The organism is Cryobacterium sp., assembly GCF_025463825.1.
GTDB lineage: Bacteria > Actinomycetota > Actinomycetes > Actinomycetales > Microbacteriaceae > Cryobacterium.
This window is the reverse complement of the sequence record NZ_JAODBG010000025.1, coordinates 27,388-47,529: the sequence shown is the minus strand read 5'-3', so window position 1 is coordinate 47,529 and position 20,142 is coordinate 27,388. Positions and strand designations below refer to the sequence as shown.

The 20,142-nt window shown below is 67.5% G+C and carries 25 protein-coding genes; 12 read left to right on the top strand and 13 right to left on the bottom strand.

Going from position 1 to position 20,142, the window contains the following annotated elements; translation table 11 throughout:
* Positions 1-27: 27 nt before the first annotated feature.
* From JWP54_RS03190 to JWP54_RS03180, 3 genes are read left to right on the top strand one after another with little or no spacing between them, the layout of a single operon-like run.
* The gene (locus tag JWP54_RS03190) at positions 28-369 is read left to right on the top strand and encodes an ATP-dependent DNA ligase (RefSeq protein WP_297367111.1); all 342 of its coding nucleotides are present in this window, start codon (positions 28-30) and stop codon (positions 367-369) included.
* Positions 366-629 (top strand): hypothetical protein, encoded by a 264-nt coding sequence (locus JWP54_RS03185; RefSeq protein ID WP_297367109.1) that lies wholly within the window; start codon positions 366-368, stop codon positions 627-629. The genes JWP54_RS03190 and JWP54_RS03185 overlap by 4 nt, the downstream gene beginning before the upstream one ends.
* Before the next feature lie 59 nt (positions 630-688).
* Positions 689-1,669: an o-succinylbenzoate synthase gene (locus tag JWP54_RS03180; protein WP_297367106.1), complete on the top strand. Its 981-nt coding sequence runs from the start codon at positions 689-691 to the stop codon at positions 1,667-1,669.
* Positions 1,670-1,793: 124 nt separating this feature from the next.
* Here JWP54_RS03180 and ccsB read toward each other — a convergent pair whose 3' ends face one another.
* The 5 genes from ccsB to JWP54_RS03155 are packed head-to-tail and all read right to left on the bottom strand — an operon-like array spanning position 1,794 to position 6,479.
* The gene (gene ccsB / locus JWP54_RS03175) at positions 1,794-2,744 is read right to left on the bottom strand and encodes a c-type cytochrome biogenesis protein CcsB (RefSeq protein WP_297367148.1); all 951 of its coding nucleotides are present in this window, start codon (positions 2,742-2,744) and stop codon (positions 1,794-1,796) included.
* Between the two features lie 52 nt (positions 2,745-2,796).
* On the bottom strand, positions 2,797-4,485 hold the full coding sequence (locus JWP54_RS03170) for a cytochrome c biogenesis protein ResB (RefSeq protein ID WP_297367103.1): 1,689 nt from the start codon (positions 4,483-4,485) through the stop codon (positions 2,797-2,799).
* Positions 4,469-5,230: a cytochrome c biogenesis CcdA family protein gene (locus tag JWP54_RS03165; RefSeq protein ID WP_297367100.1), complete on the bottom strand. Its 762-nt coding sequence runs from the start codon at positions 5,228-5,230 to the stop codon at positions 4,469-4,471. The genes JWP54_RS03170 and JWP54_RS03165 overlap by 17 nt, the downstream gene beginning before the upstream one ends.
* Before the next feature lie 2 nt (positions 5,231-5,232).
* The gene (locus JWP54_RS03160) at positions 5,233-5,838 is read right to left on the bottom strand and encodes a TlpA disulfide reductase family protein (RefSeq protein ID WP_297367097.1); all 606 of its coding nucleotides are present in this window, start codon (positions 5,836-5,838) and stop codon (positions 5,233-5,235) included.
* A complete protein-coding gene (locus tag JWP54_RS03155) occupies positions 5,835-6,479 on the bottom strand; it encodes a histidine phosphatase family protein (RefSeq protein WP_297367093.1) in 645 nt (214 codons plus the stop codon). The genes JWP54_RS03160 and JWP54_RS03155 overlap by 4 nt, the downstream gene beginning before the upstream one ends.
* 64 nt (positions 6,480-6,543) lie before the next feature.
* On the opposite strand from JWP54_RS03155, the gene aspS reads away from it, so the two are divergent.
* Positions 6,544-7,872, top strand: a complete 1,329-nt coding sequence (aspS, locus tag JWP54_RS03150; protein ID WP_297367090.1) for an aspartate--tRNA(Asn) ligase — start codon at positions 6,544-6,546, stop codon at positions 7,870-7,872.
* A 257-nt stretch (positions 7,873-8,129) separates the two neighbouring features.
* On the opposite strand, the gene JWP54_RS03145 is transcribed toward aspS, so the two are convergent.
* Both JWP54_RS03145 and JWP54_RS03140 read right to left on the bottom strand, forming a co-directional pair.
* Entirely contained in the window at positions 8,130-8,429 is a 300-nt protein-coding gene (locus tag JWP54_RS03145) for a Dabb family protein (RefSeq protein ID WP_297367087.1), read from the bottom strand.
* Positions 8,426-8,695 carry a glutaredoxin family protein gene (locus JWP54_RS03140; protein WP_297367085.1) on the bottom strand — a complete coding sequence of 90 codons (270 nt, stop codon included), beginning with the start codon at positions 8,693-8,695 and terminating at the stop codon, positions 8,426-8,428. Before JWP54_RS03140 ends, JWP54_RS03145 begins: the two co-directional genes overlap by 4 nt.
* A gap of 52 nt (positions 8,696-8,747) precedes the next feature.
* On the opposite strand from JWP54_RS03140, the gene JWP54_RS03135 reads away from it, so the two are divergent.
* Positions 8,748-9,482 (top strand): HAD family phosphatase, encoded by a 735-nt coding sequence (locus JWP54_RS03135; protein WP_297367083.1) that lies wholly within the window; start codon positions 8,748-8,750, stop codon positions 9,480-9,482.
* Positions 9,483-9,525: 43 nt separating this feature from the next.
* Here the strand turns inward: JWP54_RS03135 and JWP54_RS03130 are convergent, their stop codons facing one another.
* The 3 genes from JWP54_RS03130 to JWP54_RS03120 all read right to left on the bottom strand — a co-directional run bounded on the left by JWP54_RS03130 (position 9,526) and on the right by JWP54_RS03120 (position 10,437).
* Entirely contained in the window at positions 9,526-9,624 is a 99-nt protein-coding gene (locus JWP54_RS03130; protein ID WP_003792170.1) for an AURKAIP1/COX24 domain-containing protein, read from the bottom strand.
* 84 nt (positions 9,625-9,708) lie between these two features.
* A complete protein-coding gene (locus JWP54_RS03125) occupies positions 9,709-9,918 on the bottom strand; it encodes a helix-turn-helix domain-containing protein (RefSeq protein ID WP_297367080.1) in 210 nt (69 codons plus the stop codon).
* Positions 9,919-9,981: 63 nt separating this feature from the next.
* On the bottom strand, positions 9,982-10,437 hold the full coding sequence (locus JWP54_RS03120) for a helix-turn-helix transcriptional regulator (RefSeq protein WP_297367077.1): 456 nt from the start codon (positions 10,435-10,437) through the stop codon (positions 9,982-9,984).
* Positions 10,438-10,573: 136 nt separating this feature from the next.
* Here JWP54_RS03120 and JWP54_RS03115 point away from each other — a divergent pair, with 136 nt between their 5' ends.
* Positions 10,574-11,956: a TrkH family potassium uptake protein gene (locus tag JWP54_RS03115; RefSeq protein WP_297367145.1), complete on the top strand. Its 1,383-nt coding sequence runs from the start codon at positions 10,574-10,576 to the stop codon at positions 11,954-11,956.
* A complete protein-coding gene (locus tag JWP54_RS03110; RefSeq protein WP_297367075.1) occupies positions 11,949-12,620 on the top strand; it encodes a TrkA family potassium uptake protein in 672 nt (223 codons plus the stop codon). Before JWP54_RS03115 ends, JWP54_RS03110 begins: the two co-directional genes overlap by 8 nt.
* 6 nt (positions 12,621-12,626) lie before the next feature.
* Here the strand turns inward: JWP54_RS03110 and proC are convergent, their stop codons facing one another.
* Positions 12,627-13,475, bottom strand: coding sequence for a pyrroline-5-carboxylate reductase (gene proC, locus JWP54_RS03105; RefSeq protein ID WP_297367072.1), 849 nt, complete (start codon positions 13,473-13,475; stop codon positions 12,627-12,629).
* A gap of 86 nt (positions 13,476-13,561) precedes the next feature.
* On the opposite strand from proC, the gene JWP54_RS03100 reads away from it, so the two are divergent.
* Both JWP54_RS03100 and JWP54_RS03095 read left to right on the top strand, forming a co-directional pair.
* Positions 13,562-14,524, top strand: a complete 963-nt coding sequence (locus JWP54_RS03100; protein WP_297367069.1) for a cation diffusion facilitator family transporter — start codon at positions 13,562-13,564, stop codon at positions 14,522-14,524.
* A gap of 10 nt (positions 14,525-14,534) precedes the next feature.
* Positions 14,535-15,266 (top strand): glutamine amidotransferase, encoded by a 732-nt coding sequence (locus JWP54_RS03095; RefSeq protein ID WP_297367065.1) that lies wholly within the window; start codon positions 14,535-14,537, stop codon positions 15,264-15,266.
* Here the strand turns inward: JWP54_RS03095 and tadA are convergent.
* Positions 15,208-15,699, bottom strand: coding sequence for a tRNA adenosine(34) deaminase TadA (gene tadA / locus JWP54_RS03090; protein ID WP_367274175.1), 492 nt, complete (start codon positions 15,697-15,699; stop codon positions 15,208-15,210). The genes JWP54_RS03095 and tadA overlap by 59 nt on opposite strands.
* 64 nt (positions 15,700-15,763) lie before the next feature.
* Between tadA and upp the strand changes: the two genes are divergently transcribed.
* The 3 genes from upp (at position 15,764) to JWP54_RS03075 (ending at position 18,491) form a co-directional block, all read left to right on the top strand.
* A complete protein-coding gene (gene upp / locus JWP54_RS03085; RefSeq protein ID WP_297367062.1) occupies positions 15,764-16,396 on the top strand; it encodes a uracil phosphoribosyltransferase in 633 nt (210 codons plus the stop codon).
* Positions 16,397-16,923: 527 nt separating this feature from the next.
* Complete coding sequence (locus JWP54_RS03080; RefSeq protein WP_297367059.1) at positions 16,924-17,634, top strand: winged helix-turn-helix domain-containing protein; 711 nt, start codon at positions 16,924-16,926, stop codon at positions 17,632-17,634.
* 455 nt (positions 17,635-18,089) lie between these two features.
* On the top strand, positions 18,090-18,491 hold the full coding sequence (locus tag JWP54_RS03075; RefSeq protein WP_297367056.1) for a RidA family protein: 402 nt from the start codon (positions 18,090-18,092) through the stop codon (positions 18,489-18,491).
* Positions 18,492-18,647: 156 nt separating this feature from the next.
* Here JWP54_RS03075 and argG read toward each other — a convergent pair whose 3' ends face one another.
* Complete coding sequence (gene argG / locus JWP54_RS03070; RefSeq protein WP_297367053.1) at positions 18,648-20,090, bottom strand: argininosuccinate synthase; 1,443 nt, start codon at positions 20,088-20,090, stop codon at positions 18,648-18,650.
* Between the last annotated feature and the right edge of the window lie 52 nt (positions 20,091-20,142).

The following is a 20,142-nucleotide window of genomic DNA, read 5'->3' as shown; positions in this document are numbered from 1 at the left end:
AGCTAACCCGATAAACGGAGTGGTGCAATGGGCAAGCTGACGTACGATTCGAACCTCACGGCAGACTTCGATGATCGAGTCCTCGCGCACATCCAGGTGGTCATCGGCGCGAAGCTGCGCCGGGGCGAGGCGTTCTACTTCACCTGGCGCGACGACCCCCAGGGTGGTGATGGCCGCAGCACGATCTGGATGCATCCCAGTATCCCGTTGGCCTACAAGTACTTCGGGGGTCGTTCGCCGAGCCTGAACCGCGACTGGATCGAAGCGCTGATGCTGACCGCGAATTCGTCGGGAGGCCTGCAAATCGTGCCAGAACCGCACCGGCTGGGCACCACGACGAACGGAACGACCGGGAAGGACGACTCGTGAACCGCATCGACATCGTCTATGGCGGCAAGCCGTACACCCTCGGTGACCGCACCGTGGAGTCGGTGCGGGCCGAAATCGCCGAGGCGGTCGCGTCCGGGGTTCCCTCCTGGTTGCGGGTGAACAGCGGAGCAGGCCGCTACCAGGACGCCTACCTGCTGATCTCCGCCGGCACCCCCGTCGCCATCGTGGACGTGCAACCGAACGGTCCGGACGTGGTGTTCACCGACGAAGAAACCTTCATTGCGAGCCCTACCGAATGACCGGCCGCCGGCGGCCGCACCGTCGGGGTGCCACGAGCGGATGCTGACACACTAGAGCCATGCTCCCCTCACTGCACGACGTGCTCGCCACCGCCCGAGTGGTCGACCTCCCCCTCGTCACCCGGTTCCGCGGCCTCACCAGCCGGGAGGCCGTGCTCATCGAGGGCCCGGCCGGCTGGAGCGAGTTCTCCCCATTTGTGGAGTACGACGACGAGGAGGCCACCGGGTGGCTGCGGGCCGCCCTGGAATTCGGCTGGCAGGAAACCCCGCCGCTGCTGCGCGACCGGGTGCCGGTGAACGCCACGGTTCCGGCGATCGACGCCGCCGACGTACCCGCCCTGCTGGCGCGGTTCCCCGGCTGCCGCACCGCCAAGGTGAAGGTCGCCGACCCCGGCCAGACCCTGGCCGAAGACGTGGAGCGGGTGCGCGCGGTGCGGAAGGTGCTGGGCGCCGAGGGACGCATCCGGGTCGACGCGAACGGGCTGTGGAACGTCGACGAGGCCGAACACGCGATCCACGCGCTGGCCGAGTTCGACCTCGAATACGTCGAACAGCCGTGCGCGGGCATCGAGGAGCTCGCCGAGATCCGCCGCCGCACCGACTACCTCGACCTGCCGATCGCCGCGGACGAGAGCGTACGCAAGGAATCCGATCCCCTGCTGGTGTCGCGCTCCGGTGCCGCCGACCTTCTCGTGGTCAAAGTGCAGCCGCTCGGCGGCATCCGTGCGGTGCTTGCGATCCAGGCCGAGACGGGCCTGCCCCTCATCGTCTCCAGCGCCCTGGACACCTCGGTGGGCATCTCGATGGGCGCGTTCCTGGCCGGTGCGCTGCCGGAACTGGACTACGACTGCGGCTTGGCCACGGCCTCACTGCTGGCCGCCGATGTGACGGCCGACCCGCTGCTGCCGGTCGACGGCAGCATCCCGGTGCGCCGGGTGCGTCCGGATGCCGGCCTCCTGGACACCTACGCGGCCAGCGCGGAGCGCCGCGACTGGTGGCTCGCGCGCATCACCCGCACCTACGCCCTGCTCGCCGACTGAGCGCCGCTCGTCGGGTTGCGCGGGCCGCACGCCGCTTCGCGGGCGGCGCGCCACCCGCGCAGCGGCGTGGCGCCCGCGCGACGCGATTCGGCCGCGCGACCCACGCCCGAGCGGCCCTGCCGGGTCAGAGGCCGGAGTAGGCGTGCAGGCCCTTGAAGAAGACGTTCACGATGCCGAAGTTGAACATCACGGCGGCGAACCCGATGATGGCCAGCCAGGCCGAACGCGATCCGCGCCAGCCGCGGGTGGCCCGCGCGTGGATATACCCCGCGTAGATCACCCAGATGATGAAGGTCCAGACCTCTTTGGTATCCCAGCCCCAGTACCGGCCCCAGGCGCGCTCCGCCCAGACCGAGCCGGCCATGAGGGTGAAGGTCCACAGGATGAAGCCGATGATGTTGACGCGGTAGGACAGGTTCTCCAGGGTGAAGGCCGAGGGCAGGGTCGAGAGGAACTTGAGCCCGCCCGGCTTCACGCCGCCGACGCGTTCCTCGCGGCGGGACTGCAACAGTTGCACGAACGACAGGGCGAAGCCGAGCGCAAAGAAGCCGGTGCCCAGCGACGCGACGAACACGTGGATGACCAGCCACACCGACTGCAGCGCCGGCGGCAGCGGGGCCACCTCCACGTAGTACTGCAGCGCGCCGATGCCGAGCAGGATCAGAATCAGTCCGATGACGAAGGTGCCCAGGAACCGCAGGTCGGTGCGGGTGAGGACGATGAGGTACACCGTGACGATGAGCAGCGTGCCGGTCATCGCGAACTCGTACATGTTCGCCCACGGCACCCGCTCGGCGGCAATGCCGCGCAGTACGGCGGCCACCAGGTGCAGGGCCCAGGCCAGCACGGTCAGCGAGACGCCGACGCGCAGGCTCGCGGAGCGGCCGTACGGGGTCGCCGCGTCGTTGGCGATGCGGGCACTGATGCGGGTGAGCGTGGTGGTGTTTCCGCCGGCCACGGCGGTGGTCGCGGTGCCAGCGGATGCGGTGCCCGCGACATCCGCCGCGCTCACCGCCGAACTGCGCTTGGCCAGGTCGATCGAATAGGCGATGAACGCCAACGCGTACACAGCCATGGCCGAATACAGGCTGAGGATCGAGAGCTCGTTCAGATTCACGTTCTACAGCCTAAGCGGGTTCGCCCGGATTACCGACCGGCACAGCATCCTTCGGTGCCGAGCGCTCCAACAGCGCCGCGTGGCGGTCCGCGAGAGCGGTCACCGCCGACTCCAGGCCAGGATCCTCACCGCGGGCAAGACCGGCGTATTCGAGCTGCACCGAGCCGTCCGCCCGCTCGACGGCCTTCACCCAGAGGCGCCGGCGCGGCACGAACAGGGAGGTGAGCAGCCCGCCGAGCACGAGCGACGCGAACAGCAGCACCCACCCCTGGGTGGGGTCGTGGTGGATGTCGAAGGAAGCGAACCGCGGCACCGACCCCGAGTAGTCGCCTTCGGCGGCATCCGGCGTGGCGTTCTCGAAGGTCACCGTTCCCAGCCCGTTCGGCAGTGCCTGGGTGTCGCCGGGCTTCAGCTCGAGCGGCTGGATGTCGCTGGTGCGGGTGGCCAGCGGCTCCATGTGATCGGTGTCGAGGGCGTACACCGAAGTGGGCACGCCGTCGTTGATGCCGAGGTCGCCGGAGTAGACATTGAGGGTGAGCACCGGATATTCCAGGTCGGGGAAGCTGGAGTAGTACGAGCCGGTGGTGGTCTCATCCTGGGTCGGGTAGAAGAACCCGACCAGGCCCACCTGGTCCGCCAGGCCATCCGGCACCTTCACGATGCCCAAGGACGTGAGGTTGGCGTCCTGCGGAAGGAACGGCACGGAGTCGGTGAACACCACGGTGCCCTCCGGGTCGCGCACCGTGATCGTGGGCGCATAGCCGTTCCCGAGCAGGTACACGCTGGTGCCGCCGGTGCGCAGCGGGTCGTTCACCCGCACGGCGCCGGGCGCGGCGTCGCCGCCGCGCGGGGTCACCGTCACGCCGGCGGTGAAGTCGACGGGCTGGCCGAACGCCTCCAGGTTCTGGGTCTCGTAACTCACCTCGAAGTCGTCGAGGGTGAGCTTGTACGGGTCCAGCTCGGTGTCGTTGAAGAACCGGCCCGGGTTGAACGAGTCGTAGGCCAGCAACGTGTTCACGAAGGTCTGGCCCTCCACGAGCACCCGCTGGCCGCTGAAGCCGAAGCCGCTGCCGAAGCCGACGACAACGAGCAGACCCACCAGGGCGGAGTGGAAGACCAGGTTGCCGGTCTCGCGCAGGTATCCGCGTTCGGCCGAAACCGAGAACTCCCCTGGTCCCTCGAACAGGGCCACCCGGTAGCGGCCCTGCTTGAGCACGGTGCGGGCGGTGGCGACGGCGGTGGCGGCATCCGTGCCCGCCGGGGCCGTGCGGCTGGTGAAGCCGGCCAGCCGAGCGAGCCGGGCCGGGGTCTTGGGCGGCTTGGCGCGCAGCGCCTGCAGGTGGTGCTTGGTGCGCGGGATGACGCAGCCGATCAGCGAGATGAACAGCAGCAGGTAGATGGAGGAGAACCACGCCGAGGAGTAGACGTCGAAGGCCTGGATCTTGTCCAGGATCGGGGCGAGGTCGGGGTTGTCGGTGAAGTACTGGGTGACGCCGTTCGGGTCGGAGCTGCGCTGGGGCACCAGCGAGCCCGGCACCGCGGCGATCGCGAGCAGCAGCAGCAGGAACAGGGCCGTGCGCATGCTGGTGAGCTGGCGCCAGAACCAGCGCAGGGTGCCGGCGAAGCCGAGCTTCGGCTGGGTGACGCCGCCCTGGTCCGGGGCCGGCGCCGAGTCGATATGGTCAGATGGCCGGGACATAGCCGCCAATCACCCCTTGCAGGTTCAGGAGCCAGGCATTCCACACGCCGCTCACCATGAGCACCCCGATGACGATCAGGAGCACGCCGCCGAACAGGTTGATCGCTCGGATGTGACGCTTGAGAAAGGCTACGGCCCCGGTGGCCCAGTTCAGGCCGAGGGCGATGAGCAGGAACGGGATACCCAGGCCCAGCGCGTAGAACAGCGCCAGCAGGCCGCCCTGCCAGGGCGACCCGGTGCTCAGGCTGAGCGAGTTTATCGCCGTGAGCGTTGGTCCGGTGCACGGGGTCCAGCCGATCGCGAACACCGCGCCGAGCAGGGGCGCCCCGGCCAGGCCCATCCGCGGCCGCCAGGACGACTTGACGGTGCGCTGCATGCGTGCGAACTGGCCGACGAAGACCAGGCCGAGCAGGATCACCAGGGCACCGGCCAGGCGGGTGATCAGGTCGCGGTATTGGTTGAGCCAGAACCCGGCGAACCCGAACACCACACCGGTGAGCACGAACACCAGGGTGAACCCGAGAATGAACAGGGCCACGCCGAGCAGCAGCCGGCTGCGGCCTCGGCGGGCGCTGAGCGCCGAGCCGGTGCGACCGTCGGCGAACCCGCCGATGTACGCGAGGTAGCCGGGAACCAGCGGCAGGATGCAGGGGGATGCGAACGACACCAGCCCGGCGAGCACGGCGATTGGGATCGCCAGGTACAGCTGCCCGCTGAAGACGATCTCGCCGAACGGATTACCCACGCCTAGCCGTCCTCGGCAATCGTGTCTTCGATGAGGGTCTCCAGGATGGACGGCGAGTTGACCTGGCCGAGGATGCGCGCGGCCACCCGGCCGGAGGAGTCGAGCACCAGGGTGGTGGGCACGGCGTTCGGGGGGATGCTGCCGCTGAAGGCGAGCTGCATGTTTCCGTCGACATCCATCACCGACGGATAGCTGATCTCGTAACTTTCATTGAAGGCGATGGCGCTGGCCGCCTGGTCGCGCACGTTCACGCCGAGGAAGCTGGCGCCCTGGTCGGCGAATTGTTCGCTGATCTTCTTCAGTGCCGGAGCCTCGGCGCGGCAGGGGGCACAGGCGGCGTACCAAAAGTTGACCACGAGCACCTCGCCGGCGTAGTCGGCGGAGCTCACCTCGCTGCCGTCTTCCAGGGCGCCGTTGAACTCGACGGCCGCCTCGCGTTGGTCGGCGGGGATCTCGGTGACGCTGCCGTCGCCGGCGATGTACCCCTTGCTGTTGCCGGCGGTGTACTGGTCGGCGAGGTCGTCGGATGTGGTGCACCCGGTCAGGGCCAGGGCGACGGCAGCGACACCGGCCAGGACCGCCCGAATCCGGCGTGGTCGGCGGCTCACACGGCACCCACGTCGTTGGCCGGCACCAGGAGGGCGGCGGCGGGGCTCGTGTACGCGACCTCGACGGGCCCGTTCTCGCGCCAGGACAGCGTGGTGATGCTGGAGAGGTCGCAGCGGCGCTTCCGCGGGTCGTGGGCGAGGCGGTCCCTGGCCAGGGCGCGGTGCACGATCCAGATCGGCAGCTGGTGGCTGACCAGCACGACGTCGCCCTCGTCGACGGACTGGAACGCCTCACCGATGGTCGCGAGCATCCGGTTGGAGATGGAGGTGAAGGGTTCACCCCAGCTGGGCCGGGCCGGGTTGACCAGGCTGGGCCAATTGCGCAGGTCGCGCAGCGCACCGCCCTGGCCGCGCATCCGCTTGCCCTCGAAGTGGTTGGTGGGTTCGATGATGCGCTCGTCGGTGTCCACCGGCAGGCCGAAGGCCCGCGCGATCGGACCGGCCGATTCCTGGGCGCGCTGCAACGGCGACGCGACGATCCGCACGACGGGGCGTCCGCGTTCGACGAGGTCTGCGGCAGCCGCCTCGGCCATCAGGAGCCCTAGATCGGACAATCTGTAGCCGGGAAGTCTGCCGTAAAGCACGCGCTGGGGGTTGAAAACCTCACCGTGACGCACGAGATGTACCTGGCTAGCTACCACACGCTCCAGTCTACGGAGAGGTTCCCCGCGAATTAGCCGAGAGCTGTGCGGCTAAACTTGCGGGGTGAATGCGCGCGTACTGATCAAGAACCTTGCTGCCCTCGACGATGGTCTCGTCACCGTGTCCGGATGGGTCGAAACCGTCCGGGACCAGAAGAAGGTGCAGTTCGTCGTGCTGCGCGATGAATCGGGCGCCGTGCAGCTGGTGAATCCACGCACGACGGATGCCGAGGGCGTCGTCGTCGACGACGAGCCGGCCACCACGATCTCCGCCCTGTCCCAGGGTAGCTTCGTCACCGTGACCGGCCAGCTCAAGCACGACGAGCGGGTCAAGCTCGGCGGCATCGAAATCAAGCTCGCCTCCCTCGAGGTCGTCACCCTGGCGATCCCGGAGACCCCGATCGCGGCTGACTCCAGCCTGGACAAGCGCATGGACTGGCGCTTCCTCGACCTGCGCCAGCCCAAGTCGAACCTCATCTTCCGCATCCAGACCACGTTCGAGCACGCCCTGCGCACGTACTGGATCGAGCACGACTTCATCGAGCTGCACACCCCGAAGCTGATGGCCAGCGCGAGCGAGTCCCGCGCCGAGCTGTTCGAGGTGGAGTACTTCGACCGCAAGGCCTACCTGGCGCAGAGCCCGCAGTTCTTCAAGCAGATGGCGCAGTCCTCCGGCTTGGGCAAGATCTTCGAGGTTGGGCCGGCGTTCCGGGCCGACCCGTCGTTCACCAGCCGCCACGCCACCGAGTTCACCAGCGTCGACTCGGAGATCAGCTGGATCGACAGCCACGAAGACGTCATGCAGCTGCACGAAGACCTGCTCGTGGCCGCGTTCACCGCGGTCAAGACCAAGCACGGCGAGGAGGTGCTCGCGTTGTTCGGCGTCGAGGTCACCGTTCCGAGCACCCCGTTCCCGCGCATCCCGCTCGCCGAGGCCAAGGAGATCGTCAAGAGCCGCGGCTATGAGGTTCCCCGCGACGACGACGACATGGACCCGGAGGGTGAACGCCAGATCGCCGCGTACGTCGCCGAGACCTACGGGCACGAGTTCGTGTTCCTCACCGACTATGCGTCGAGCATCCGCCCGTTCTATCACATGCGCCATGAGGGCGACGCGAGTCTCACCAAGAGCTACGACCTGATCTTCAACGGCACCGAGATCTCCACCGGCGCGCAGCGCGAGCACCGCATCGACGTGCTCATCGAGCAGGCGGTGGAAAAGGGTCTGGACCCCGCCGAGGTCTCGGGTTACCTGGACTTCTTCCGCTACGGCGTGCCGTCCCACGGTGGCTTCGGCATGGGCCTGGCCCGCGTGCTGATGCTGATGCTGCACCAGGCATCCATCCGCGAGGTCACCTACCTGTTCCGCGGCCCGACCCGACTGGAGCCGTAACCCTCGCATTCCGCTCGACCAGTCGCGCTCGTCCCCGGACGGGCGCGACTCGTGCGTCAGGCCGCGCCGCGGATCTAGCCGGTCTCGTTGGTCTCGTTGGTCTCACTGGTTTCGCTGGTTTCGCTGGTTTCGCTGGTCGAGCAACTCGACAAGCTCGACCAGCGAGAGGGGGGACCGACCCACACGCACGTCACGGGGTCTCGTCAAGCTCGACCGCCGGGAGCGACGCGACCCCGGCGCCGTCCATCAGCGCCAGGCTAGACGACGAAGTCGACGGCCATCCGCTCGGCGGTGACCGACTTCACGTACGCGCCCGCCGCCACGTGGGCCGGGTGTACCTGATAGCGGGCCAGTGCCGCTTCGTCGTCGTACTCCGCGACGAGGGCGATGTCCCAGTTGGCGCCGCCGACCACATCGGGGCCGATGCGCAGGGAGCGGATCTCGTCGATCACACCGACGAGACCGCCGAGCCTCGCCACCATGCCAGCCGCGTGCTCCGCCTTCTCGGCGGGGTCGGTGGCCGCGAGCTTCCACGACACGATATGCACGATGGTCATCGAACCTCCAGGAGTGCGGTGTGCAGGCGCGCCGGGTCGATGCGCCAGTAGTTGTGAACCCGCCCGTTGAGAAGCAGCACCGGGATGTCTTCGACGTAGAGTTCGTGTAGTTCGGCGTCCTCGAGGATCGACTTCTCGTCGAACACCACGCTGGGCGTGCCGGGTTCGGCCGCCACCTGGGCGAGCACCGTCGTGATCACAGCCCTGGCGTCGTCGCAGAGGTGGCACCCCGGCTTGCCGATCAGGGTCAGGTGCGCTGTGGACATGCCCCCAGCCTAGGCCGCCGGGCGTCCGTGGGCATGAGTAGACTCAGGCGCAATGTCCGAAGAATCCGGCCCTCGCGCGATCGCGTTCTTCGACGTGGACAACACCCTGCTCCGCGGCGCGAGCCTGTACCACGTCGGTGTCGGCGCCTGGCGGATGCGATTCATCTCGCTCGCCGACATCCTCTCCTTCGGCTGGAACCAGACCCGGTTCCTCACGGTCGGTGAGACCGGCGTCGACATCGCCCGGCTGCGGGTGCGCGCCATGGAGATCGTGACCGGGCATACCCGAGACGAACTCGTCACGCTCAGCCACGACATCTTCGATAGCCGGCTCATCCAGCGGCTCTGGCCGGAAACCGTCGCCGTGGCGCACGCACACCTGAAGGCCGGGCGGGAGGTCTGGCTGGTCACCGCGACGGCGCAGGAGGTCGCGGATGTGATCGCGGAACGTCTGAGCCTCACGGGCGCCCTCGGCACCCAGCTGGACTCGGTCGACGGAATCTTCACGGGGCGGCTGCTTGACGGGATCTGCCACGGCAGCCGCAAGGCGGACGTGGCTCGAGACCTGGCCGCGACGCGCCGAATCGACCTGGCCCACTGTTGGGCATACTCCGATTCGCACAACGACATTCCGCTGCTCGAACTGGTCGGCAACCCGGTCGCGGTGAACCCGGACACAATCCTGCGCCGCTACGCGTTGGCGCGCGGCTGGCCGATCATGCACATGAAACTCGCCCAGATCAAGGCCGCCAAGACCACAGCCGCCCGCGCAAGCAAAAAGCGCTAGGTCACAGACCTAGCGCTCAGCTCTAAAAAACGGTCGAGACCGTCTACTTCTTGTTACGACGCTGGTGGCGAGTCTTACGAAGCAGCTTGCGGTGCTTCTTCTTCGCCATACGCTTGCGTCGCTTCTTGATTACAGAACCCACACGGACCTCACAAAGTTTTGGTTAAGCCGCGGGATTCGCGACCGACACGAAAACCCCATTCTAACGGAAAAAGAAAGTCCTGTCCTACGCACTGCCTGCAATCGGAGGTTCGATGGCCTTCAGGACCGCCGATTCGGGCACCCGGAAGGAGCGGCCGAACCGGACGGCGGGTAGGTTTCCGGCGTGTACAAGTCGGTAGACGGTCATCCGGGACACCCGCATGACCAGGGCCACTTCGGCGACGGTGAGGAACCGGAGGTCGTCGAACCGCGAGTCGGAAAGCTCGTGTGACATACGCGGCCCCCGTCGTTTCGGCTGTGATTCTGCCGCAACTCTAGGACGAACCGGGTGTGGCCGCTAGTCGTTCTTGCGCCACTTCTTCACGCTCTTTTTCACCGCGGAATCCTTGACGACATTCGACATCTGGAATGACGTGTCCGCGAAGGCCTTGCCGATCGCCGCCGCAAACGCGCGCTGCTCGTCCTTGAGGACCTCGGTTTCGTCCACACCGGTGATCGAGGTGGCCACGTCGATGCTGAGGAACGGAATCAACCAATCCTCGATTTCCTCCAGTGGGGCGTAGTCCAGGTGGTAGTACCGGTGCTGGCCCTCTTCGCGCACACCGACCAGGCCGGCCTCCCGCAGCACCTTGAGGTGCTTGGAAACGGTGGGCTGGCTCAGTCCGAGCGAGCTGACGATGTCGGAGACGCTCAGCTCCCCCTTGGACGCGCTGGACTGGTTGTAGCGCTCGAGGAGAATGCGTAAGATATCGCGTCGGGTCGAGTCCGCCACCACGCCAAAGATGTCTGCCATGCCCCAAGGGTAGTCATTCCCGGTGCGGGTACTATGACAAGTTGTCAACGACCACCGGCCAGTCTCGGGGATTTAAGTGAAAACGCAGGCCCCCACCGTACGATTCACTCACCATTCCAACTCCTGGTATGGGCGGATCCGCGACTCCGTCGACGGTGTCGTGCGCAAATCGCCGTCCCGGTTCGCGATCTTGGTGTTCACCGCGCTGATCCTGCTGTTCACCCTGTTGTTCTCCCTGCCGATCGCGTCGGCCGGCGACACGGAGACACCCCTGCACGACGCCGTCTTCACGGCGGTGTCGGTGATCTGCGTCACGGGCCTCAGCACCGTCGATATGGCCACCCACTGGTCGGCGTTCGGGCACGTGCTCGTCGTCGTCGGCGTCAACATCGGCGGTGTGGGCGTGCTCACCCTGGCCTCGCTGATGGGCCTGGTCATCTCCCGGCGCCTGGGCCTCCGCGCCAAGCTGATGGCCGCCAGCGACTCGAACCCGTCCCGGATCCACATGGGCCCGGTCAACGAGGGCCAGGCCGTGCGCCTCGGCGAGGTCGGCAGCCTGCTGCTCACGGTGGCCATCAGCACCCTGGCCATCGAAGCCGCCGTCACACTGCTGCTGTTCCCGCGGATGCTCATCGACGGCGTACCCGTCGGCGAAGCGCTCTGGCAAAGCATCTACTACGCCGCCATGGCCTTCACCAACACCGGCTTCAGCCCGAACGCCGGCGGCATCGGCCAGTTCGCCAACGACTACTGGTTCCTCGGCGCCCTCATGGTCGGCGTGTTCCTGGGCAGCCTGGGCTTTCCGGTGATCATGACCTTCGCCCGGCACTGGCGCACCCCCCGGCGGTGGTCGGTGCACGTGAAGCTGACCCTGTGGACGACCACCCTGCTGATGGTCGTGGGCATGATCTTCTACATCATCCTGGAGTTCGACAACCCCAAGACGTTCGGGTCGCTGGGCGCCGGCGACACCATCTTCCAATCCCTGTTCATGTCGGTGATGACCCGGTCGGGCGGCTTCGCCACCATCGACATCGCCGACCTGCACGGCTCCAGCCTGCTGCTCAGCGACATGCTGATGTTCATCGGCGGCGGCTCGGCCTCCACGGCCGGAGGCATTAAGGTCACCACCCTCGCGGTGCTGTTCCTGGCCGCCTTCGCCGAGGCGCAGGGCAAAGAGCAGATGGAGGCGTTCGGCCGTCGCATCCCCAGCGACATCCTGCGCCTGGCCGTCAGCGTGGTGCTGTGGGGCGCGACCACCGTCGCGGTGTCCAGCATCCTCATCCTGCACATCTCCAAACAGTCGCTGGACCTGGTGCTGTTCGACGTCATCTCGGCCTTCGCCACCGTCGGACTGTCCACGGGTCTCACCGCCGAACTGCCCCCCGAGGGCGTCTATGTGCTCGCGGCGACGATGTTCATGGGCCGGGTTGGTACAGTGACACTCGCGGCGGCGCTGGCAGCGAGCCAGAGCAGACAGTTGTTCAAACGCCCAGAGGAAAGGCCCATCGTTGGTTGACCGGATCAAGCACGACGCACCCGTGCTCATCATCGGACTCGGCCGGTTCGGAGCAGCCACCGCCGGCAAGCTCGACCGGCTGGGCCGCGAGGTTCTCGCCGTCGACAGCAACGAGGGTCTCGTGCAGAAGTGGTCCGAGCGCATCACGCACGCCGTCCAGGCCGACGCGAAGTCCATCGACGCGCTGCGCCAGATCGGCGCCCAGGACTTCTCCGTCGCCGTCTGCGCCGTCGGGTCCTCGGTGGAGGCCAGCGTTCTGATCGTCGCGAACCTCGTCGACCTGAAGATCCCGCAGATCTGGGCCAAGGCCATCTCGCAGACGCACGGCAAGATCCTCGAACGCATCGGCGCCAACCACGTCATCTACCCCGAGGCCGATTCCGGCGAGCGCGTCGCCCACCTCGTCTCCGGGCGGATGCTGGACTTCATCGAGTTCGACGACGACTTCGCGCTGGTGAAGATGTACCCGCCCAAGCCGATCCGGGGGCTCAACCTCACCGAATCCGGCGTGCGCTCCAAACACCACGTGACCGTCGTGGGCGTGAAGAGCCCCGGCCGGCCGTTCTCGTACGCCACCGCGGAGACCATCGTCTCCGACCACGACCTGATCATCGTCGCCGGCACCGAGGGCGACATCGAACGTTTCGCCGCCCTCGGCTCCTGACCGGGATCAGGAGGCGGCGAGTTCCCGAGCCCGCGCCAGAGCGGCATCCGTCGCCTTGTCGAACAGGTCCTTGAGGCCGCCGGTCTCCAGCTGCTGCACGGCTCGTTCGGTGGTGCCCTTGGGGCTGGTCACCTGGTGGCGCAGCTCTCCGGGCGTGCGATCGGAGACCGCCAGGAGGGCGCTGGCGCCGAGGAAGGTGCCGTTGACCATGGTCGCGGCCTGCTCCGCGGTGAAGCCCTTGTCGATGGCCGTGAGGGTGAGCTGCTCGATGAGGTAGAACACGTAGGCCGGGCCGGACCCGGAGATGGTGCTCAGGGCGTCGATCTGGTCTTCCGGCACCACCAGCACCTCCCCCACGGTCTCGAACAGCGCGGTCGCCAGTGCCATCTGCTCGGGCGTGGAGCGAGTGCCGGCGCTGAGCCCGGTGACGGCCATGCCCACGACGGCGGGCGTGTTCGGCATCGACCGAATCACGGCCACGGTCGTCGGCAGGTGCTTCTCGAAGGTCGCGATGGTCACCCCGGCGGCCACGCTCACCACGAGGGTGCCCGGCGTGAGGCTGCCGGCGATCTCGGCGAGCAGGTCGGGCACCATCGCCGGCTTGACCGCCACGATCACGATGCCGGCGCCGGCCACCGCTTGCCGGTTGGCGTCGGGCTCCGTCTCGGTCGCCAACGCGGTGACGCCGTCCGTGCCGGCCAGTTCGGCGGCCTTGGCGGCGGACCGGTTGGTGGTGCGGATGCCGCCCTCCACCGTGACACCAGGCTTGAGCAGCCCGGCCAGAACGGCCCTGGCCATCGATCCGGCGCCCAGGAAGGCGATGGCGGGCAGGGTGACGGGAGTGGTCGAAGTCATGCTGCCAGTTTAGGTTTCCGACCCGACCCATCCACTGGTCGCCACACTGGCCCGCGGCCCGGCGAGACGGTTCTAGGATTGTGCGCATGAGTGCGTCTGGTGGAAACACGGCGATTGTGGCCGCGCTGCTCGCCAATCTCGGTATCGCGGTCACCAAGTTCATCGCCTGGTTCGTCTCGGGATCGTCCTCGATGCTGGCCGAGGGCGTGCACTCTCTCGCCAACTCGGGCAACCAGATCTTGCTGCTGATCGGCGGGCGCAAGTCGAAGAAAGCGGCCGACAGCGATCATCCGTTCGGCTACGGCCGCGAGCGTTACGTCTACGCGTTCGTGGTGTCGATCATCCTGTTCTCCGTCGGTGGCGTGTTCTCGATCTATGAGGGCATCGAGAAGCTGCAGCACCCGCACGAGCTCGAGAACGCCTGGCTGCCGATCCTGGTGCTGGTCATCGCGATCGGCCTGGAGTCGTTCTCGCTGCGCACCGCGATCAAGGAGTCCAACCACACCCGCAAGGGCGAGTCCTGGGTGCAGTTCATCCGCCACTCCAAGGCTCCGGAGCTCCCCGTCGTGCTCCTCGAAGACGTCGCCGCGCTCACCGGACTGGTGCTGGCATTGAGCGGCGTCGGCCTGACCGTGATCACCGGGGACGCCACCTGGGACGCCCTCGGCACCCTCGCGATCGGTGTGCTGCTTGTGCTGGTCGCCATCATCCTGGGCATCGAGACCAAGAGCCTGCTGGTGGGCGAGGGAGCCAACGCGAAGGATGTCGACGCCATCAAGGCCGCCATCCTCGCCGGGCCGGAGACCCGCACCCTCATTCATCTCAAGACCCTCTACCTCGGCCCAGACGAGCTGCTCGTGGCCGCCAAACTGGCCTTCGATTCCGGCCAGCGGTTCTCCGACGTGGCCGCCGGGATCGATGCCATCGAGGTGCGCATCCGCGAGGCCGTGCCCAGCGCCCGCGTGATCTACCTCGAGCCGGACGTGTACATCGGCCCGGCCACCGTCAACCCGCCCACGGATGCGATCGTCATCAAGGGCCGAGAGTGAGCGTGACCGCATGACCCGCGTCGCACTGGTGCTACGGCACGCCGACGAAATCCACCTCGGCAATTTGGAGCAGGTGCTTGTCGAGCACGGCTACACGGTGCGCTATGTCGACACGCTGGGCGCCGACGGAGCGCGCGGCATCGATCCGGACGACGCCGAGCTGCTCGTCGTGCTCGGCGGCGAGATGGGTGCCTACGAGACCGAGAGCTTTCCGGTTCTCGCCGACGAGATCGCCCTGCTGGCCCAGCGGCTCGAAGCACGCCGGCCGGTCTTGGGCGTGTGCCTGGGTGCCCAGCTGATGGCCAGCGCCCTCGGCTCCACCGTCTACCGGGGTCCGAGCAACGAGATCGGCTACCGTTTGGTCGAACCCACCGAGGCCGGCCAGGACGGGCCGCTGCGCCATGTCACCGGCATCCCGATGATGCAGTGGCACAGCGACACCTTCGACCTGCCCGCTGGCACCACCCGGCTGGCCGGCTCAACCGCCTACGGCAATGAGGCCTTCGCGATCGGGGACTGGGCGCTGGCGGTGCAGTTCCACCCCGAGGTGACCGCCGAGATGCACGAAACCTGGCTGGCCTCCTCCGAAGCAGAGGTGCGTGCCGAGGGCCTTGATCCCGAAGCCCTCCGCCGCGACCGCGCCGAGCACTCCGACGCCATGCAGAAGGCCTCCCGCGCCCTGTTCAGCGAGTGGCTGGCGGCGCTGCCGGGCGGCGCGACGGATCCTCGAAAAACTCCCTGAGCAGCTGGCCGCACTCGGCCTCGGCCACCCCGGGCACCACCTCGACCCGGTGGTTGAGCCGGCGGTCCCGCAACACGTCGTACAGCGATCCCGCGGCGCCGGCCTTCTCGTCCCACGCACCGAAGACGACCCTGGGCAGCCGGGCGGCCACTATGGCGCCGGCGCACATCACGCACGGCTCGAGGGTCACCACGAGGGTGCAGTCGGTGAGGTGCCAGTCGCCGGTGGCGGCGGCGGCCTCCCGGATCGCCACGACCTCGGCGTGCAGGGTGGGATCCTGGTGCAGTTCGCGCTCGTTGCGCCCCCGCCCGATTACCCGGCCGGCCGCATCCAGCACCACGGCGCCCACCGGAACGTCCCCGCTGGCCAAAGCGCCCAGCGCCTCTCGGAGGGCGAGGCGCATCCAGCCCGCGTGTTCATCGCTGTGCCGCACCCCGCTACCTCGCTCCCGGCACCCACTAGAGCCGGATGCCCATGTGAGCTAGTAGATTGAGCCTATGCGAGTCCACGTAGCCGACCATCCGCTCATCACCCACAAGCTCACGGTGCTGCGTGATCAGAGCACCTCGTCGCCGATGTTCCGGGCGCTGGTGGAAGAGTTGATGACGTTGCTCGCCTACGAGGGCACCCGCGGCGTTCGCGTCGAAACGGTCACCGTGCAGACGCCGGTGGCGATCGCCCACGGCGTGAAGATCAGCGACCCCAAGCCGCTCGTGGTTCCCATCCTGCGTGCCGGACTCGGCATGCTCGAGGGCATGGTCAAGCTGCTGCCCACCGCCGAGGTCGGCTTCCTGGGCATGGCCCGCAATGAGGAGACCCTGCAGCCCACCACGTACGCCGAGCGCCTGCCGGATGACCTGTCCGACCGTCAATGCTTCGTGCTCGACCCGATGCTGGCCACCGGTGGTTCGCTGATCGCGGCCATCGAGTTCCTCTTCGCGCGCGGCGCCGTCGACGTCACCGCGATCTGTATCCTGGCCGCCCCCGAGGGCCTGGCGGCCGTCGAAGCGGCGTTGGCGGGGCGCGAGGTCACCATCGTGCTCGGCGCCGTCGATGAGCGTCTCGACGAGCACGGCTACATCGTCCCCGGCCTCGGTGACGCCGGTGACCGACTGTACGGGCTGGTCTAACCGCGCCGTCCCGGCATCGCCATCTGTGGCGCGCCCGCTCGCCGCAGATCCTGCGACCGACACCACGCCGGTGGCAGAAAAATTCACGAAACTTTGAAACCCCTCCGATTGGAAGGGTTTTCTTTTACAGAATCCGCTTTTGTGCGAGATACTCCGAATTCATGCCGACCCCGTGAACGTGTTGCAACGCCTTTATGCGTAATGTCCGTCCTTGAATTGACACAACTCGTCATAGTCGGCTTTACTCACAGACATGACTTCCTCCACACGCATCCCGACCTCCCCCGAGGCTTTGGGCACAGCCGGCATGATGATGCCCGGCAGCGTGATGGCGTGTTGCCGAATGTGTCGCTGAACTTCTGACACCGTCGCCGAGCTGATAGCCCTTCACCCGCTCTCCTGCAGCCGCTGAAGAATCTGCTCTCGGGTACTTCGCCCGCATCGTTGGCCCGTCGGGCCGCCATTTCTCGAACCCATGAGCGCCACGCGCCGGGTCACCCGCATCATCACAGTCAAGGATTCCTCCCATGTCACTCGCACACATCGACTCCGCCCGCTCCATCCAGTCCTACCGCCCCGAGCTCACCATCGCGCCGGCGCCGGCACCGGCCGCCCCGCGCATCCGTGCGGTGCCGGACGGCAGCCAGGCCCGCGGGTTTGTGCTCTACGTGGGCATCGACGAGGCCAAGGCCGCGGCCGCCGGCACGAGCCTGCACCGCATCGTCGAGGAGCTCAAGAAGCTGACCCAGGCGATCGCGCCGGCGTCGGAGACCCACGCTGCGGTCGCGCTGGCACCCGACGGTGTCGGCGGTCGGGACGTCGACGTCGTCCGGCTGGCACTGCAGGACCCGGCTGCCCTGGCCAAGCACCGCAACCCGGCAGACGACGCCGACCGCGCACCGGGCGGCGTGGTGGTCGACATCTCTCGCAAGCGCGTCATCCTCGACAACGAGACCGCTGCGCTCACCTACAAGGAGTTCGAGCTGCTGCAGTACCTGGTGCTGCGCGAAGGCCGCACCATTGAACGCGCCGAGTTGATCTCCAAGCTGTGGGACGCCGAGAGCGAAGAGGATGCGCCCAACGAGCGCACCATCGACGTGCATGTTCGTCGTCTGCGTTCCAAGCTGGGCCGCTACGAAGACATCGTGCGCACCGTGCGCGGCGTGGGCTACCGCTTCGACCGTCACGCCGATGTGTCGATCCGCCAGGCCAGCACCCCCAGCCCCGACCGCTTCTGATCACCGCGGAGATCCCGCCACGGCCGCCGCTCAACTCGTCGCGGCACTCCGCTGGTCGAGCCTGTCGAGGTCTCGACGATTTCGACCGACGCGCGGTCACAAGGTAGCGACACGCTCGACCAGCGACGATCGACGACCTCGGGCGTGGCGTTTCACCGGCGGTTAACGTGGTTGAGGGCCGGTCGTAGAGGCAAACGACCGACCCTCTTCCCTTGCACCAAGAGTGTCCTGCAATCACATTCGCGTCTTCCGCCACAGCAAACGGTTGACGCACTACGAATGTATAACGAAGAGGTAACGGAGCGCCAGTTATCCAATCGTTATTTTCCTGCGAGTTCACCGAGCGTTCGCTTGGGGTTCCCTAGGGCGTGGGCGCCCACCGGCCAGCGCCTAGTCTGGCGGCGCAGGGCGGCGTACTTCGGCTCGGGTGAGAGCGCCCCGGCGACGGAGGACCCATGGAGATCACCCGGCTGCAGCCCGACGGCCTGGTCGTCAGTCCGGCATTCAGTCACGTCGCGATCGTGCCCGCGGGCGCGACGACCATCTATGTGGGCGGCCAAAACGGAGTTGATGCCACCGGCTCGGTAGTCTCCGTGGATGTCGCGGAGCAGTCGCGCCGTGCGATCGATAATGTCACTGTCGCGCTGCAGGCGGCGGGGGCATCCCTCACCGACGTGCTGCAGTGGACGGTACTCATCGCCGAGGAAGCCGACCTCGGTGCGGCGTACGGCGCTATTGCGCCGCGTCTGGCCGGCGCCGGCGCCCCACCACTGGTCACGGCGGCCCGGGTCGCAGGCTTGGGCGTGCCGGGCGCCCTCATCGAGGTGAGCGCGGTCGCGGCGCTGCTGCCGGCCTGAACAGCACCCCGCGTTGCGACGAGAATATCGGCTCCGTCGACCTGATCTCTCGACAAAAGAACGCCGACGACTGTCGGCTGCCCTCCCTGACGATGAAATCGCGGGTCATCGGGACGGCGTCACGGTCGCCGCCGGCGCTGACCGCTGAGACGACCTCTAGTCGGTGCCGGCGTCGAACGCTGCGCTTTCGGAGGCGGCGTCGGTGGCCCGCTGCAGGGCGTCGGCGCTGTCGTCGGCTGCGCCGGTGCGGTCCAGAATCTCGCCGGCCTCGCCGACCGCGAGCTCGCCGACGAGTTCGGCCGTGGCTCCGCCGATGATGCCGGCCGCCGCGTACTGCTCGAGGCGGGCGCGGGAGTCGGCGATGTCGAGGTTGCGCATGGTGAGCTGGCCGATGCGGTCGCCGGGGCCGAACGCGGAGTCGCCGACGCGTTCCATCGACAGCTTGCCCGGGTGGTAGCTCAGCGACGGGCCGGTGGTGTCGAGGATCGTGTAGTCGTCGCCGCGACGCAACTTCAGGGTGACCTCACCGGTGACGGCGGAGCCGACCCAGCGCTGCAGGGACTCGCGCAGCATCAGCGCCTGCGGGTCGAGCCAGCGGCCTTCGTACATCAGGCGGCCCAGCTTGCGGCCCTCTGCGTGGTAATTCGCGACGGTGTCCTCGTTGTGGATGGCATTGAGCAGTCGCTCGTAGGCGATGTGCAGCAGCGCCATGCCCGGTGCCTCGTAGATGCCGCGGCTCTTGGCCTCGATGATCCGGTTCTCGATCTGGTCGGAGACACCGAGGCCGTGCCGGCCACCGATGGTGTTGGCCTCGAGGACCAGCTTCACGGGGTCGGTGAACTCGACGCCGTTGATCGCGACGGGGCGTCCCGCCTCGAACCGGACGCTCACGACCTCGGTCTGCACCTCGACGTCATCCCGCCAGGCGGCGACGCCCATGATCGGCTCGATAAGGTCCAGGCCGTGACTCAGCTCCTCGAGGAGCTTCGCCTCATGGGTGGCTCCCCAGATGTTGGCGTCGGTGCTGTACGCCTTCTCGGTGGCGTCGCGGTACGGGAACCCGCGGGCGACGAGCCACTCGCTCATCTCGGTGCGGCCGCCGAGCTCGTTCACGAAGTCGGCATCCAGCCACGGCTTGTAGACGCGCAGGCGCGGGTTTGCGAGCAGCCCATAGCGGTAGAACCGCTCGATGTCGTTGCCCTTGTAGGTGGAGCCGTCGCCCCAGATGTCGACGCCGTCTTCCTTCATCGCCCGCACCAGCAGCGTGCCCGTCACGGCGCGGCCGAGCGGGGTGGTGTTGAAGTAGGTCTTGCCGCCGGAGCGGATGTGGAACGCACCGCACTGCAGGGCGTTCAGGCCTTCCTCCACCAGGGCGCTCTTGGCATCGACCAGTCGGGCGATCTCGGCGCCGTACTGGGTGGCGCGGGCGGCGACCGAGTCGATGTCCGGCTCGTCGTACTGTCCGATGTCCGCGGTGTAGGTGCAGGGCACGGCACCCTTCTCCCGCATCCACGCAACAGCGCACGACGTGTCGAGCCCTCCGGAGAATGCGATGCCGACTCGTTCACCGACGGGAAGACTGCTCAGAACCTTAGACATACAGAAATTGTAGAGGGGATGCGGGGCCGGGCCCGCCGCGGGCAGCCCGGGA

Coding starts and splice junctions, on each gene's coding strand:
- argG (WP_297367053.1), bottom strand. CDS start 20,090: ATGTCTAAGGTTCTGAGCAGTCTTCCCGTCGGTGAACGAGTCGGCATC.
- JWP54_RS03140 (WP_297367085.1), bottom strand. CDS start 8,695: ATGTCCACAGCGCACCTGACCCTGATCGGCAAGCCGGGGTGCCACCTC.
- JWP54_RS03120 (WP_297367077.1), bottom strand. CDS start 10,437: ATGGCAGACATCTTTGGCGTGGTGGCGGACTCGACCCGACGCGATATC.
- JWP54_RS03095 (WP_297367065.1), top strand. CDS start 14,535: ATGACCCGCGTCGCACTGGTGCTACGGCACGCCGACGAAATCCACCTC.
- JWP54_RS03145 (WP_297367087.1), bottom strand. CDS start 8,429: ATGACCATCGTGCATATCGTGTCGTGGAAGCTCGCGGCCACCGACCCC.
- JWP54_RS03190 (WP_297367111.1), top strand. CDS start 28: ATGGGCAAGCTGACGTACGATTCGAACCTCACGGCAGACTTCGATGAT.
- upp (WP_297367062.1), top strand. CDS start 15,764: ATGCGAGTCCACGTAGCCGACCATCCGCTCATCACCCACAAGCTCACG.
- ccsB (WP_297367148.1), bottom strand. CDS start 2,744: ATGGCTGTGTACGCGTTGGCGTTCATCGCCTATTCGATCGACCTGGCC.
- JWP54_RS03075 (WP_297367056.1), top strand. CDS start 18,090: ATGGAGATCACCCGGCTGCAGCCCGACGGCCTGGTCGTCAGTCCGGCA.
- JWP54_RS03100 (WP_297367069.1), top strand. CDS start 13,562: ATGAGTGCGTCTGGTGGAAACACGGCGATTGTGGCCGCGCTGCTCGCC.
- JWP54_RS03080 (WP_297367059.1), top strand. CDS start 16,924: ATGTCACTCGCACACATCGACTCCGCCCGCTCCATCCAGTCCTACCGC.
- JWP54_RS03180 (WP_297367106.1), top strand. CDS start 689: ATGCTCCCCTCACTGCACGACGTGCTCGCCACCGCCCGAGTGGTCGAC.
- JWP54_RS03170 (WP_297367103.1), bottom strand. CDS start 4,485: ATGTCCCGGCCATCTGACCATATCGACTCGGCGCCGGCCCCGGACCAG.
- JWP54_RS03135 (WP_297367083.1), top strand. CDS start 8,748: ATGTCCGAAGAATCCGGCCCTCGCGCGATCGCGTTCTTCGACGTGGAC.
- JWP54_RS03125 (WP_297367080.1), bottom strand. CDS start 9,918: ATGTCACACGAGCTTTCCGACTCGCGGTTCGACGACCTCCGGTTCCTC.
- proC (WP_297367072.1), bottom strand. CDS start 13,475: ATGACTTCGACCACTCCCGTCACCCTGCCCGCCATCGCCTTCCTGGGC.